This window comes from Streptomyces camelliae (assembly GCF_027625935.1).
Lineage (GTDB): Bacteria > Actinomycetota > Actinomycetes > Streptomycetales > Streptomycetaceae > Streptomyces > Streptomyces camelliae.
Genome location: NZ_CP115300.1, coordinates 4902162 through 4917603, shown reverse-complemented (window position 1 = coordinate 4917603; position 15442 = coordinate 4902162). Strand labels below are relative to the sequence as shown.

At 66.9% G+C, this 15442-nt stretch carries 10 protein-coding genes and 2 rRNA genes; 9 read left to right on the top strand and 3 right to left on the bottom strand.

Going from position 1 to position 15442, the window contains the following annotated elements; all coding sequences use genetic code 11:
- Positions 1-199: 199 nt before the first annotated feature.
- The 8 genes from O1G22_RS22360 to O1G22_RS22325 all read left to right on the top strand — a co-directional run bounded on the left by O1G22_RS22360 (position 200) and on the right by O1G22_RS22325 (position 10705).
- Entirely contained in the window at positions 200-1561 is a 1362-nt protein-coding gene (locus O1G22_RS22360) for a S53 family peptidase (RefSeq protein ID WP_270082944.1), read from the top strand.
- A gap of 340 nt (positions 1562-1901) precedes the next feature.
- Positions 1902-3185: a S53 family peptidase gene (locus O1G22_RS22355; RefSeq protein ID WP_270082943.1), complete on the top strand. Its 1284-nt coding sequence runs from the start codon at positions 1902-1904 to the stop codon at positions 3183-3185.
- Positions 3186-3555: 370 nt separating this feature from the next.
- Positions 3556-3864 (top strand): hypothetical protein, encoded by a 309-nt coding sequence (locus tag O1G22_RS22350; RefSeq protein WP_009189392.1) that lies wholly within the window; start codon positions 3556-3558, stop codon positions 3862-3864.
- A gap of 123 nt (positions 3865-3987) precedes the next feature.
- The gene (locus tag O1G22_RS22345; RefSeq protein WP_270082942.1) at positions 3988-4827 is read left to right on the top strand and encodes a DUF8175 domain-containg protein; all 840 of its coding nucleotides are present in this window, start codon (positions 3988-3990) and stop codon (positions 4825-4827) included.
- Positions 4817-6163, top strand: coding sequence for a hypothetical protein (locus O1G22_RS22340; protein WP_270082941.1), 1347 nt, complete (start codon positions 4817-4819; stop codon positions 6161-6163). The genes O1G22_RS22345 and O1G22_RS22340 overlap by 11 nt, the downstream gene beginning before the upstream one ends.
- Positions 6160-7722, top strand: coding sequence for an SCO6880 family protein (locus O1G22_RS22335; protein ID WP_270082940.1), 1563 nt, complete (start codon positions 6160-6162; stop codon positions 7720-7722). The genes O1G22_RS22340 and O1G22_RS22335 overlap by 4 nt, the downstream gene beginning before the upstream one ends.
- A 14-nt stretch (positions 7723-7736) precedes the next feature.
- Positions 7737-9149: an ATP-binding protein gene (locus tag O1G22_RS22330; RefSeq protein WP_270082939.1), complete on the top strand. Its 1413-nt coding sequence runs from the start codon at positions 7737-7739 to the stop codon at positions 9147-9149.
- 29 nt (positions 9150-9178) lie between these two features.
- Positions 9179-10705 (top strand): type VI secretion protein, encoded by a 1527-nt coding sequence (locus O1G22_RS22325; RefSeq protein ID WP_270082938.1) that lies wholly within the window; start codon positions 9179-9181, stop codon positions 10703-10705.
- 33 nt (positions 10706-10738) lie between these two features.
- Here the strand turns inward: O1G22_RS22325 and O1G22_RS22320 are convergent, their stop codons facing one another.
- Positions 10739-11320, bottom strand: a complete 582-nt coding sequence (locus O1G22_RS22320) for a GNAT family N-acetyltransferase (protein ID WP_270082937.1) — start codon at positions 11318-11320, stop codon at positions 10739-10741.
- A gap of 53 nt (positions 11321-11373) precedes the next feature.
- Between O1G22_RS22320 and O1G22_RS22315 the strand changes: the two genes are divergently transcribed.
- Positions 11374-11925 carry a cysteine hydrolase family protein gene (locus O1G22_RS22315; RefSeq protein ID WP_270082936.1) on the top strand — a complete coding sequence of 184 codons (552 nt, stop codon included), beginning with the start codon at positions 11374-11376 and terminating at the stop codon, positions 11923-11925.
- A 71-nt stretch (positions 11926-11996) separates the two neighbouring features.
- Here the strand turns inward: O1G22_RS22315 and rrf are convergent.
- Both rrf and O1G22_RS22305 read right to left on the bottom strand, forming a co-directional pair.
- A 5S ribosomal RNA gene (rrf, locus tag O1G22_RS22310) occupies positions 11997-12113 on the bottom strand.
- A gap of 84 nt (positions 12114-12197) precedes the next feature.
- Positions 12198-15320, bottom strand: a 23S ribosomal RNA gene (locus tag O1G22_RS22305).
- Between the last annotated feature and the right edge of the window lie 122 nt (positions 15321-15442).

Below are 15442 nucleotides of genomic sequence, written 5' to 3'. Positions count from 1 at the left end.
AGCACACGGCCAGCACACGGCCATTGATCAGCAATCCCTCGACCGCCTTCAGTAACGCGGTAGTCAGGATTCCGCAAGCCCCTTGTTGTCGCGTACTCAACAAGCGAAGGTCGGTCCCGGGCCGCCGCCCCCACCGGTCACCCACCGGTGGACCCCCACACCCGCAGGCCTCTGTCACCCACTTTCAGGAGGCTGTACCTTGCGTACGTCCACCCCCAACTCCCCCCACATATCCGGCAGATGGCGCCGGTTCGGCACGGCAGCCGTGGCCACCGCCGCGCTCGCCCTCGCCGGCCTCGGCACCGCGGCCCAGGCCGACGCGGACACCGCCACCGCCCCCCACAAGGTGAGCGCGAAGACCATCGCCGCCCAGGTCGCCAAGGCCCACGTGCGCTACGAGAAGGCCTGCGCCGCGACCCCGAAGAAGGGCTTCGCGGCCTGCAACGCGCTGCGCGTGACCGGCGGTACCACCGCCTTCATGGAGAAGCAGGCGGCCCTGAAGGGCATCGCGCCCAAGACCGTGCAGCCGAACGCCGCGTCCGCCTCCCCCACCGGATACGGCCCCTCGGACATCCAGTCGGCCTACGGCCTCACCTCCGCCGCCGCCTCCAACGGTTCCGGCGAGACCGTCGCCATCGTGGACGCCTACGACGACCCGAACGCCGCGGCCGACCTCGCGACGTACCGCTCGTACTACGGCCTGCCGTCCTGCACCACGTCCAACGGCTGCTTCAAGAAGGTCAGCCAGACCGGCTCCACCACCTCGCTGCCCACCGCCGACAGCGGCTGGGCCGGTGAGGAGTCCCTCGACCTCGACATGGTCAGCGCGACCTGCCCGAACTGCAACATCCTCCTCGTCGAGGCCAAGTCGGCGTCCGACGCCAACCTGGGCACCGCCGTGAACGAGGCCGTCAAGCTGGGCGCCAAGTTCGTCTCCAACAGCTACGGCGGCTCGGAGTCCTCCTCCGACACCTCGTACGACGCCTCGTACTACAACCACCCGGGTGTCGCCATCACCGCGAGCGCGGGCGACAGCGCCTACGGCGCCGAGTACCCGGCCGCCTCCCAGTACGTGACCGCCGTCGGCGGCACCTCCCTGTCGGCGGACTCCAGCAGCCGCGGCTGGACCGAGTCCGTCTGGAGCACCTCCAGCACCGAGGGCACCGGCTCCGGCTGCTCCGCCTACGACCCCAAGCCCAGCTGGCAGACCGACAGCGGCTGCTCGACGCGCATGATCGGCGACGTGTCCGCCGTGGCCGACCCCGCCACCGGCGTCTCGGTCTACGACACCTACCAGGCGAGTGGCTGGAACACCTACGGCGGCACCAGCGCCTCCTCGCCGATCATCGCCTCGGTCTACGCCCTCGCCGGCACCCCGGGCAGCAGCGACTACCCGGCGCAGTACCCGTACAACGCGGCCGGCACCTCCGCCCTCAACGACGTGACGAGCGGCAGCAACGGCACCTGCGACACGGACTACTTCTGCAACGCCGAGACGGGCTACGACGGCCCGACCGGCTGGGGCACCCCGCAGGGCACGAGCGCCTTCAGCGCGAGCTGAGCACCACCTGATCCACCCCTGGTTCCACCACTTGATCCACCACTTGATCCACCCCGTCGGGTCACGGGGAGCCGCCAGTTGGAGGGGGACGTGGGGTCCCCTCGGCGGCACGGAAAGGAGGACGGGCCACGGCAGCCGGCCGTGGCCCGTTTTCCCTGTCCAACTCCCTTGAGACACCTGTGTGTTGAACCAAGCGAACGGAATCCTTCGGTAAGGCGGACGCCAGGATTCCAGGGATCCCTTGTTGTCGCGTACTCAACAAGCCACAGTGATCGTCGTATCGCCGCACGCACCCGCACAGCCCTGTTCCCACCCCCACCGGACATCAGGAGCTGCTCACATGCGTACGACTCCCCCACGGTGGCGCCGCCTCGGCACCGCCTTCACGGCGACCGCGGCACTCGCCCTCGCCGGCCTCGGCACCGCGGCCCACGCGAACGCGGCGGCACCCTCGCCGACGGCGACCTGGACCGCGACCCCCTGTGCCACCCCCAAGCACCAGGGCGAACTCGCCTGCGACTCCTTCCGGGTGACCGGCGGCCTCACCGCCTTCCAGAAGCAGCGGGCCGCGAGAGACGGCATCACCCCGAAGGCCGCCGACGCCTCCACCCCCTCCGGCTACGGCCCCTCCGACCTCCAGTCGGCCTACGGCCTCACCTCCGCCGCCGCCTCCAAGGGCTCCGGCGAGACCATCGCGATCGTGGACGCCTACGACGACCCGAACGCCGCGGCCGACCTGGCGAAGTACCGCTCGTACTACGGCCTGCCCTCCTGCACCACCTCCAACGGCTGCTTCAAGAAGGTCAGCCAGACCGGCTCCACCACCTCCCTGCCCTCCGCCGACAGCGGCTGGGCCGAGGAAGAGTCCCTCGACCTCGACATGGCCTCCGCCGTCTGCCCGAACTGCAACATCCTCCTCGTCGAGGCCACGTCCGCGACGATGGCCAACCTCGGCAAGGCGGTCAACGAGGCGGTCACCCTGGGCGCGAAGTACGTCTCCAACAGCTACGGCGGCTCGGAATCGTCCTCGGACACCTCCTACGACTCCTCCTACTTCAACCACCCGGGCGTCGCGATCACCGTCTCCGCAGGTGACAGCGCCTACGGCGCCGAATACCCGGCCGCCTCGAAGTACGTGACGGCGGTCGGCGGCACGGCCCTGTCGACCTCGTCCAACTCCCGCGGCTGGACGGAGTCGGTCTGGAAGACGAGCAGCACGGAGGGAACCGGCTCCGGCTGCTCCTCGTACGACGCCAAGCCGACCTGGCAGACCGACACCGGCTGCACCAAGCGCACGATCTCCGACGTGGCCGCCGTCGCCGACCCGGCAACCGGCGTCTCCGTCTACGACTCCTACGGAGTGACGGCCGGCTGGTACACCTTCGGCGGCACCAGCGCCAGCTCGCCCATCATCGCCTCGGTCTACGCCCTCGCCGGCACCCCGTCCAGCAGCAGCTACCCGGCCAAGTTCCCGTACACCGCGGCCGGCACCTCCGCACTGAACGACGTCACCAGCGGCAACAACGGCAGCTGCTCCCCCAGCTACCTGTGCACCGCCGGATCCGGCTACGACGGCCCGACCGGCTGGGGCACCCCGGAGGGCACGGCGGCCTTCACCGGCTGACAACCGACTGACCGAGCGTCAACCTTGCAGGTGATGGGCCCCGGCGGCACCCGCCGCCGGGGCCCGTGTCCATTTTCCGCCCGTCCCTCATGAGAACATCATCCCGACGCCTCACCCGACCGGCCGTCAGAAAGCGCGCCAGGTCGTAAAGGAGGACAACGACGGAACCACACGACAGGTTCCGGTCGTATCTCATTGCCCGGCGTGACCTGCCGTGATACACAGAGTGACCGTACGAGGTATTCGTACGAAACCCGCCAGTCAATGACGTCAAGTCGACATACGACCGCGAAGTTGTCGGCGACAATGAGACCTGCCTCCGCACACCGCGGAGGCCACGCGGAACTACCCACCAGGGGCGGTGACTTACATGCTCTTTGCGGCCGACAAGGGAGACATCAACACCATCATCGGCGGGATCGCCCCGAACTGGGGCCCCTTCGGCAGCCTGGGCAACGAGGCGAAGGTGATGATCGAGGTGGTGATGGCGGTGGCCATCCTCCTGTGCCTCGGCATCGCCGTCTGGGGTGCGGCCAAACAGCGCATCGGCGCCACGGCCCTCCGCGACACCTTCAGCGCGGAACAGGGCAAGGGCCTCATCATCGCCGGCCTCACCGGAGTCTTCATCATCGGCTCCCTCGGCACCCTGTTCACGATCGTGTACGGCATGGCGGTCTAGCCCGCTTCTTCTGTCCCCCTGCTGAGGTTGCGTTTCCCTGATGTCGAGTCACCACACCGCGCCCGCGCGGGAACCAGCACGGCTACCGTCGTATGTCTACGAGGGTGAGGGGGCGCACACGGCATGAATCCCGGCGACGAGAGGCCCTACCCCGACTACGCCGACACCACGGCCACGGGCCACACCCGCACCCGCCTCCCCGAGAACGACCCCTACGGCGGCGCCCCCCGCCGCCCCACCCGCTCCTCCTCCCGCAGCCTGGTGACGGTGGTGGGCGTGGTGGTCCTGCTGATCGCAGCGATCGCGTTCGCCAATCGGGGTGACCATTCGTCCGCCGACAGCGCCTCCGGAAAGGGTGACAAGCCGCCGGCGGCCTCCCCGACGGCGGCCAGCGGAACCGAGCCGGTGCAGACCAAGTCCAGCGGCGTACCGACGGGATTCGCGCACACCGAGCAGGGCGCGCAGTCGGCGGCCTCGAACTACGCGGTGGCGCTGGGCTCCACGGGCATGTTCAACAAGGACAGCCGCCACAGACTGCTGCAACTGCTCTACACCGCGCAGGCGGCGGACCGGCTCCAGGGCGCGATGGACCAGGCGTACTCGGTCGACTTCCTCGCCAAGATGGGCCTCGACGCGAACGGCAACCCGCCCAAGGGCAGCACATTCGTCTCCCGGGTGGTCCCGGTCGGCACGACCGTGCGGAACTACACGGACGGCGGCGCCGAGGTGACGGTCTGGTACGTCGGCCTCATCGGCATGGCCGGCAGCTCCTCCACCGACCCCGTCACCTCGTCCTGGAAGACCTGGACGTTCGACCTGCAGTGGGCCGGCGGCGACTGGAAGATCGCCTCCGACAGCCAGAAGGACGGCCCCGCGCCGGTACCCGGTGACGACAAGGCCGCCACCTCCGACGAGATCAGCAAGGCCATCGAACAGTACGGAGGGTTCACGTATGCCCGGTAGCCCGCAACGTGTGCTGAAGCTCGCCGGAATCGTGGCGGCCGTACAGACCACGGCCGTACTGCTGGCCACGCGCGCCGTCGCCGCGCCCACGCCCACACCCGCTGCCTCGGGCGGCCCGTCACCCACACCGTCGCCGAAGTACAACTGCGGCATCATCTCCGGCGAGGCCAGGAAGTACTGCGAACGCGGCAACACCACCAGCGGATCCGGCACCCCCACCGTCCCGGACACCTCCACCCAGGACCCCCTCTCCTCCCTCGCCAAAGGCTGCGCCGAAGCCGCCTCCTGGACCATCGACAAGCTCAGCAAAGCCGTGAAGGAGACCGCCAACGTCGACTTCACCAACGAGAAGTTCCTTCAGCAGTACGCCATCGTCTTCGCCGCCTCCACGATCCTCACGCTCCTGCTGTGGCTCCTGGCCGTGGCCAAACGAGCCGTCCGCGGCGTCCCGCTGACCACCGCCATCTCCGAGGCCATCGGCTTCCTCTGGCTCACCGTCCTCGCCTCCGCCTTCACCCCCCTGATCCTCTACACCGTCGTATCAGCCACCGACGGCGTCACCGACGTCCTGGCGAAAGCCACCGGCGACCAGGCCGACACCTTCTTCGGCACCTTCTCCGGCGCCCTCGCCAAGGGCAACAACATCGGCGGCGGCCCCATCATGCTGATCGTCGTCTCCCTGGTCAGCATCCTCGCCGCCGGCGTCCTCTGGCTGGAGCTGGTCATCCGCGCCGCCCTCCTCTACGTCGGCGCCCTCCTCGGCACCGTCGTCTACGCCGGCCTCGTCGACAAGAACCTGTGGGGGCACGTACGGCGCTGGGCGGGCATCATGATCGCGGTCATCCTCGTCAAACCGGTCATCGTGATCGTCCTCGGCCTCGCCGGCGCGCTGTCGAGCGGCAACGGTCCCGACTCCTTCTCCGCCGTCGTCTCCGGCCTCGCCATCATCCTGCTCGCCATCTTCGCCAGCGCGATGATCTACCGCTTCGTCCCCGGCTTCGGCGACGAGATCGCGAACGGCCGCAACAACCGCATCATGCAGGGCGCCGAGAGCAAGGCCGCCGCCGTCATCAGCTCCCCCGCCACCCTCGTCGCCCAGGGCATCAAGACCCACAGCTCCCGCGCCGACAACAACGGAAGCGGCGGCGGCACCAGCAGCAGCACCCCCCGCCCGGCCAACCCCGCCTCCGGCGGAGTCGCCGCCCACAGCAGCCGCCCCTCCGGCGGCGGCGGAGCAGTCCCCTCCGCCACGCCCGCGCCCCGCGCGCCCAGCCCGGCCAACACCCCGCACGCCAGCAACGCCCGCAACAACCGCTCAGGAGGTGAAGGGCGTTGACGACCGAGTCCCACCTGTCCCATCCGGTCACGCCCCGCCGTACGTATCTCATCGGCCGCGCCCGGCCCAACGCGATCGTCGGCCGGAACCGCGAGTCCGGCGAGATCGCGCTGATCGTCGCGGGCGCGTTCCTCGGCATGATGTGCGGCCTCCTCGTCCCGGTCCTCCCCCTGCGGATCGTGCTGCTCACGGGCTTCCCGCTGCTCGCGCTCGCCGCGGTCTACGTGCCGTACAAGCGCCGCACCTTCTACAAGTGGTTCGAGATCAACCGCAGCTACAAGCGCACCGTCAAGGGCGGCAACGCCCTCTACCGCTCCACCGCCATGGAGGCCGGCACCCGCATCGACGGCCGCGAGGTCGAGATCGGGCCGCCGCCCGGCATCGGCCGCATCAGCTGGCTCGCCGCCCCCTTCGGGCCCGACGAGATCGCCGTACTGCTGCACGCCGACCGCAAGACCGTCACCGCCGCCATCGAGATCGAGGGCCCCGGCGTCGGCCTGCGCGACTCCGAGGACCAGGAAGCCTTGGTCGACCGCTTCGGCACCCTCCTCAAGCACGTGGCCAACGGCGACGGCTTCGTCACCCGCCTCCAGATGCTCGCCCGCACGCTCCCCGCCGACCCCGACGCGCACGCCAAGGACGTCGCTCTGCGCGGCGACGACCGCGCCCCGGACTGGCTGGCCCGCTCCTACGACCAGCTCCAGTCCATGGTCTCCACCAGCAGCGAGCAGCACCGCGCCTACCTCGTCGCCTGCATGCACTACACCCGCGAACTGGCCGCCGAGGCCCAGGCCATGGCCCGCGCCGCCCGCCCGCAGTCCGGCCGCAAACTGGACCGCGACGCCGGCCTCGCCGTCGTCATGGCCCGCGAGCTGACCGACATCTGCTCGCGCCTGCAGGAGGCCGACATCCGCGTCCGCCAGCCGCTCGGCCAGGGCCGGCTCGCCTCGCTGATCCACTCCATGTACGACCCCGACCACCCCATCGACCACATCCAGGCGATGACCCAGCGCAACGCCTGGCCGGCCGAGCTCGACGCCATGGAGCCCACCTACCTCCAGGCCAAGACCCGCGAGTCCAGCACCCGCGCCCCCTGGTGCCACGCCACCGCCTGGGTGAAGGAGTGGCCGATGACCCCGGTGGGCGTCAACTTCCTGGCCCCCCTCCTCGTCCACACCCCGGACGTCATCCGCACGGTCGCCGTCACGATGGACCTCGAACCCACCGAGATCGCCATCGAACGCATGCTGACCGAGAAGACCAACGACGAGGCCGAGGCATCCCGCGCCGCCAAGATGAACCGGACCGTCGACCCTCGGGACGTCGCCGCCCACAACCGCCTCGACCAGCGCGGCGAAGACCTCGCCAGCGGCGCCGCCGGCGTCAACCTCGTCGGCTACATCACCGTCTCCGCCCGCACCCCCGAGGCCCTCGCCCGCGACAAGCGCACGATAAGGGCCTCCGCCGGCAAGTCGTACCTCAAGCTGGAGTGGTGCGACCGAGAGCACCACCGCGCCTTCGTGAACACACTTCCCTTCGCCACCGGCATCCGAAGGTAGGGGCTGATTCACCGATGCGGGATCCGCTGTCCGTCCTCACCGACGCCTTCACGTCCTTCCTCTTCGGAAAGGTCGAGACGACCCGTCTCCCGGTCCGCACCTCCACGGGCCAGGCCCAGGCCGTCTACCTGCCCACGGCCGCCCCCGGCCTCGGCGACTCGGGCGTCATCATCGGCCGCGAGGTGTACTCCGGCAAGGGCTACATCTACGACCCCTTCCAGCTCTACGGCCAGCAGCTCCCGGCCCCCCACTGGCTCGTCCTCGGCGAGTCCGGCAACGGCAAGTCGGCCCTGGAGAAGACCTACGTCCTACGACAGCTGCGCTTCAAGGACCGCCAGGTCGTCGTCCTCGACGCCCAGGGCGAGGACGGCGTCGGCGAATGGAACCTCATCGCGGAGGAGCTGGGGATAACACCCATCCGGCTCGACCCGACGGCCGCCCTGAACCACGGCATCCGCCTCAACCCCCTCGACCCGTCGATCACGACGACAGGCCAGCTCGCACTGCTCCGCACGATCATCGAAGTCGCGATGGGCCACGGCCTGGACGAACGCTCAGGCTTCGCCCTGAAGGTCGCCCACTCCTACGTCAACGAGACGATCCTGGACCGCCAGCCGGTCCTCACCGACATCGTGGAACAGCTACGGCACCCCGAGCCGGAGTCGGCGGAGGCGATGAACGTCGCCATAGACGACGTACGGGCGTGGGGCCTGGACGTGGCCCTGGTGCTGGACCGCCTGGTCGACGGTGACCTGCGCGGCATGTTCGACGGCCCCACGACGGTCGGCATCGACCTCGACGCCCCCCTCATCGTCTTCGACCTGTCCCACATCGACCGCAACTCCATCGCCATGCCCATCCTCATGGCGATCGTCGGCGTATGGCTGGAGCACACCTGGATCCGCCCCGACCGGAAGAAGCGCATCTTCCTGGTCGAGGAGGCCTGGCACATCATCAACAGCCCCTTCGTTGCCCAGCTGTTCCAGCGCCTGCTGAAGTTCGGCCGACGGCTCGGCCTGTCCTTCGTCGCGGTCGTCCACCACCTGTCCGACGTGGTCGACGGCGCGGCCGCGAAGGAGGCGGCCGCGATCCTGAAAATGGCCTCCACCAGGACGATCTACGCCCAGAAGGCCGACGAGGCGAGGGCCACGGGCCGGGTCCTCGGTCTCCCCCGCTGGGCGGTGGAGATCATCCCCACCCTCACCCCCGGCATCGCCGTATGGGACGTCAACGGCAACGTCCAGGTGGTCAAACACCTGGTCACCGAGACGGAACGCCCTCTGGTCTTCACCGACCGCGCGATGACCGAGTCCTCCAGCGACCTCGTCGCCGACGAGGCGCTGCGCGCCGCCGAACGGGAGGCCGAACAGCGGGCGGCGGCCTTCGTGGAACAGCACCTGGGCGACTCCGAGTCGACGGTGGCGTAGCGGAGCAGAGCAGAGGAAAGGGCACAGGCGTGAGACCGGACGACCGCCGCACGGACCGGCGGGAGGGCCAGGGCGGCATCCCCGACGGCCTCCTGATCGGCATACTCGCGTTCCTCCTCGGCATCACCCTGCTGGTGTGGACGGCCACGGGCCTGGCAGCCCTCTTCGCCAAGGGCACCTGGCCCACCGCCGTCACCTTCACCCGCACCCCGCTGGCCATGCGTCACCTCATCGCCCGGCCCCACGACATCACCGGCGCCTGGCCCGACACCCCCGCGAACCAGCTCTCCGGCTGGGGCCTGTTCTGGGGACTGTTCCTCGGCCAGCTGATGATCCTGTTCGTGCTCACCGTGTTCGTGATGGGCGCGGTGGCGCGCTGGCGGGCGGGGCGGGCGCGGGGCAAGGCGGCCGTGGCAGAGCAGCGGCCGCCGAGCCACGTGGTACCGGAGTCACGCGGGGAGCCCCAGCCGCAGTGGTCGCCTCCGGAGCGAGAGCCGGAGCGGAAGCGGGACCCGGAGCGGGAGCCGGAGCCGGAGCGGGAGCGGCAGCCGGAGCCGACGGAGACCTTTCAGGAGGCGGTCCCGGCAGCCCCGTTGTCCGGCCTCGCGGCCGACGGTGAACGCATGGGCAGGTGGGACAAGCTCCACATCGCCCCCAGGGAAACCCGCCAGACAACCGCGACCCACGCCGTACGCGAAGCGGAAGGCCCCGCCCTCGTCGTCACCTCGAACCCCACCCTCTGGGCAGAGACGAAAGACGCGAGAGCCAAGCTCGGCCCCACCCTCCTCTACGACCCCACCCACCTCTGCGACACCCCGGCCCGCCTCCACTGGTCCCCCACGGCCGGCTGCGAAGACAAACAAACGGCGCTGCACAGGGCGACGGCCCTCCTCGCCCCGGTCCAGCCCACAGCCAAGATCGACCAGGCGGTGGCGGACACGGCGATAACACTCCTGCGCAGCTACCTGCACGCCGCCGCCCTGGAGACCAGGACCATCCGCCACGTCCACCGCTGGGCCCAGGGCACCCAGATCCAGGACGCCGTACGCACCCTCCGCACCCACCCCAAGGCCGCCCCCGGCGCCGCGGGCGAACTGGAGGCCGCCCTCACCGCACACCCCGAACGCCGGGACATCGCCCAGGAGTTGACCAGCCGGGCCCTCGCCGCCCTCTCCACGGTCAACATCCGCGAGGCCTGCACTCCCAACCGAACTGATGCGCTCGCCTTGGATTCCTTCGTCCACGAAGGGGGCACGCTTTATGTGGTCGGCGAATCCATCGAGGACCCCAGGAGCGCCCCCGGCGCGATGCCCCTCCTGACGGCCCTCGTCTCAAGCGTGGTCGAGCGTGGCCGGCGCATGGCCGAACGGTCATCCTCCGGTCGGCTCGACCCACCATTCACCCTGGTCCTCGACGACATCGCCGCCGTCGCCCCGCTCCCCCAGCTCCCGGACCTGCTCGCCACCGGACACGACCAGGGCCTGCCCACCCTCGCCCTGCTCCGCTCCCGCGAACAGGCCCGCTCCCGCTGGCCGCACCGAGAACTACCGGTTTGAGAACTGCCGGCCTGAGAACTACCGGCCTGAGAACTACCGGTCCAGGGGCCGCCGCTCCAGCACGAACTCCACCTCGTTCTCGGCCTCGTTCTCGGCCTCGTTCTGGGCGAGCGACACGATCACCCCGCTCGGCACGAACCCCACCTTCCGGTACGCCCCCTGAGCCCGGCCGTTGTCCTCGTGCACAAGCAGCCGCACCCGCTCGGCACCCCGCTGCCACGCCCACTCCACACCGGCGTCGAACAGGGCCTTGATCAGCCCGTTCCCGCGATGCTCGGGCCGGACGTACACCCCGACCACATGCCCTTGCCGGCGCTCGACGGCATGCCCCGCCCAGTCCTTCGTCCCGGCCTCCTCGATGAGCACGGTCACCGTGCCGACCCACTCCCTGTCAGCCGCCTCCGCGATGAACTGCCGGGCCCCGCTGTTCTCCTCGGCCGACCGCGCGGCCCGCTCCTGGTAGAACGCGTCGGGCCTGCCGACAGCGTCCTCGTAGGTCTCCAGAAACGCGATGCCCGCGACCGGATCCCGCAACGCGTCGAGCCGCAGCTGCTTCACTCGGGGCCAGTCGTCCGGTCGTATGGCACGGATGACGTAGTCATGGCTGGTGGTCATGCCGTCACCGTAGTGCGCCCCCTTTGTCAGTGGCATCTCATATTGTGGTCGCCATGACAACACTCCCTCAACGACCGCACACCGCACTGCTGGTCATCGACGTACAGAACGGCGTGGTGGTGCCGAACTCACCGAACCGCGAGAAGGTCATCGCCAACATCGGCAGTCTCATCGACAGGGCCCGCGCGGCGGACGTACCCGTGATCTGGGTGCAGCACCAGGACGAGGGCCTGGTGCCGGGCACCCCCGCGTGGGAGTACGTCCCTGAGCTGAAGCGCGTTGATGCGGAACCCCTGGTCGCCAAGAGCTACCCGGACTCCTTCGAGGACACCGACCTGGAGTCCGTCCTGGCCGAGCGGAGCGTGGGCCGCCTCATCGTCACGGGCGCCCAGACCGACTGCTGCATCCGCTCGACCCTGCACGGCGCCCTCGTACGGGGCTACGACGCGACGCTGGTCGCCGACGCCCACACGACGGAGGACCTCACCGAGTACGGCGCGCCGGCCCCCGAGCAGGTCATCGCCCACACGAACCTCTACTGGAGCAACCAGCACGCACCCGGCCGCCAGGGCGGAACGGTCGAGACCGCCGAAGTGACCTTCTGAAAAAGATCCTGAAAAGGATCCTGAAACGCAGAAAGGCCCACGCCATCCGGCGTGGGCCTTTCCCAAGAATTGTTCGGCGGCGTCCTACTCTCCCACAGGGTCCCCCCTGCAGTACCATCGGCGCTGTGAGGCTTAGCTTCCGGGTTCGGAATGTAACCGGGCGTTTCCCTCACGCTATGACCACCGAAACACTATGAAACTGACAACCGAACCATGTGTGGCACATGGGGCTGTTCGTGGTTTCAGAACCAACACAGTGGACGCGAGCAACTGAGGACAAGCCCTCGGCCTATTAGTACCGGTCACCTCCACCAGTTACCTGGCTTCCAGATCCGGCCTATCAACCCAGTCGTCTACTGGGAGCCTTACCCCATCAAGTGGGTGGGAGTCCTCATCTCGAAGCAGGCTTCCCGCTTAGATGCTTTCAGCGGTTATCCCTCCCGAACGTAGCCAACCAGCCATGCCCTTGGCAGAACAACTGGCACACCAGAGGTTCGTCCGTCCCGGTCCTCTCGTACTAGGGACAGCCCTTCTCAAGACTCCTACGCGCACAGCGGATAGGGACCGAACTGTCTCACGACGTTCTAAACCCAGCTCGCGTACCGCTTTAATGGGCGAACAGCCCAACCCTTGGGACCGACTCCAGCCCCAGGATGCGACGAGCCGACATCGAGGTGCCAAACCATCCCGTCGATATGGACTCTTGGGGAAGATCAGCCTGTTATCCCCGGGGTACCTTTTATCCGTTGAGCGACGGCGCTTCCACAAGCCACCGCCGGATCACTAGTCCCGACTTTCGTCCCTGCTCGACCCGTCGGTCTCACAGTCAAGCTCCCTTGTGCACTTACACTCAACACCTGATTGCCAACCAGGCTGAGGGAACCTTTGGGCGCCTCCGTTACCCTTTAGGAGGCAACCGCCCCAGTTAAACTACCCATCAGACACTGTCCCTGATCCGGATCACGGACCCAGGTTAGACATCCAGCACGACCAGACTGGTATTTCAACGACGACTCCACAAACACTGGCGTGCCTGCTTCAAAGTCTCCCAGCTATCCTACACAAGCCGAACCGAACACCAATATCAAACTGTAGTAAAGGTCCCGGGGTCTTTCCGTCCTGCTGCGCGAAACGAGCATCTTTACTCGTAGTGCAATTTCACCGGGCCTATGGTTGAGACAGTCGAGAAGTCGTTACGCCATTCGTGCAGGTCGGAACTTACCCGACAAGGAATTTCGCTACCTTAGGATGGTTATAGTTACCACCGCCGTTTACTGGCGCTTAAGTTCTCAGCTTCGCCCACCCGAAAGTGAGCTAACCGGTCCCCTTAACGTTCCAGCACCGGGCAGGCGTCAGTCCGTATACATCGCCTTACGGCTTCGCACGGACCTGTGTTTTTAGTAAACAGTCGCTTCTCGCTGGTCTCTGCGGCCACCCCCAGCTCACCGAGTAAATCGGATCACCAGGCGTGGCCCCCCTTCTCCCGAAGTTACGGGGGCATTTTGCCGAGTTCCTTAACCATAGTTCACCCGAACGCCTCGGTATTCTCTACCTGACCACCTGAGTCGGTTTAGGGTACGGGCCGCCATGAAACTCGCTAGAGGCTTTTCTCGACAGCATAGGATCATCCACTTCACCACAATCGGCTCGGCATCAGGTCTCAGCCGTATGCAAGGCGGATTTGCCTACCTTGCGGCCTACACCCTTACCCCGGGACAACCACCGCCCGGGATGGACTACCTTCCTGCGTCACCCCATCACTCACCTACTACCAGCTCGGGTCACCGGCTCCACCACTCCCACCCACAGCAAAGCTGGGGGCAGGCGGCTTCACGGGCTTAGCATCACTGGATTCGATGTTTGACGCTTCACAGCGGGTACCGGAATATCAACCGGTTATCCATCGACTACGCCTGTCGGCCTCGCCTTAGGTCCCGACTTACCCTGGGCAGATCAGCTTGACCCAGGAACCCTTAGTCAATCGGCGCACACGTTTCTCACGTGTGAATCGCTACTCATGCCTGCATTCTCACTCGTCAACCGTCCACAACTACCTTCCGGTGCTGCTTCACCCGGCAGACGACGCTCCCCTACCCATCACAGCACCCGTTGGGGCTATATGCTGCAATGACACGACTTCGGCGGTACGCTTGAGCCCCGCTACATTGTCGGCGCGGAATCACTAGACCAGTGAGCTATTACGCACTCTTTCAAGGGTGGCTGCTTCTAAGCCAACCTCCTGGTTGTCTGTGCGACTCCACATCCTTTCCCACTTAGCGTACGCTTAGGGGCCTTAGTCGATGCTCTGGGCTGTTTCCCTCTCGACCATGGAGCTTATCCCCCACAGTCTCACTGCCGCGCTCTCACTTACCGGCATTCGGAGTTTGGCTAAGGTCAGTAACCCGGTAGGGCCCATCGCCTATCCAGTGCTCTACCTCCGGCAAGAAACACACGACGCTGCACCTAAATGCATTTCGGGGAGAACCAGCTATCACGGAGTTTGATTGGCCTTTCACCCCTAACCACAGGTCATCCCCCAGGTTTTCAACCCTGGTGGGTTCGGTCCTCCACGAAGTCTTACCTCCGCTTCAACCTGCCCATGGCTAGATCACTCCGCTTCGGGTCTTGAGCGTGCTACTAAAATCGCCCTGTTCGGACTCGCTTTCGCTACGGCTTCCCCACCCGGGTTAACCTCGCAACACACCGCAAACTCGCAGGCTCATTCTTCAAAAGGCACGCAGTCACGAGAATGTGCAAGCACATTCCGACGCTCCCACGGCTTGTAGGCACACGGTTTCAGGTACTATTTCACTCCCCTCCCGGGGTACTTTTCACCATTCCCTCACGGTACTATCCGCTATCGGTCACCAGGGAATATTTAGGCTTAGCGGGTGGTCCCGCCAGATTCACACGGGATTTCTCGGGCCCCGTGCTACTTGGGTGTCTCTCAAACGAGCCGCTGACGTTTCGACTACGGGGGTCTTACCCTCTACGCCGGACCTTTCGCATGTCCTTCGCCTACATCAACGGTTTCTGACTCGTCCCACGGCCGGCAGACCGTGGAAGAGAGATCCCACAACCCCGCATGCGCAACCCCTGCCGGGTCTCACACGCATACGGTTTGGCCTCATCCGGTTTCGCTCGCCACTACTCCCGGAATCACGGTTGTTTTCTCTTCCTGAGGGTACTGAGATGTTTCACTTCCCCTCGTTCCCTCCACTTGCCCTATGTGTTCAGGCAAGGGTGACAGCCCATGACGACTGCCGGGTTTCCCCATTCGGAAACCCCCGGATCAAAGCCTGGTTGACGACTCCCCGGGGACTATCGCGGCCTCCCACGTCCTTCATCGGTTCCTGGTGCCAAGGCATCCACCGTGCGCCCTTAAAAACTTGGCCACAGATGCTCGCGTCCACTGTGCAGTTCTCAAACAACGACCAGCCACCCATCACCCCACTAGCAAGCCAGTGAGTTTACTGGGGCCGGCGACTGAGGAAAGTTCGTTCCCTCAGACACCCAA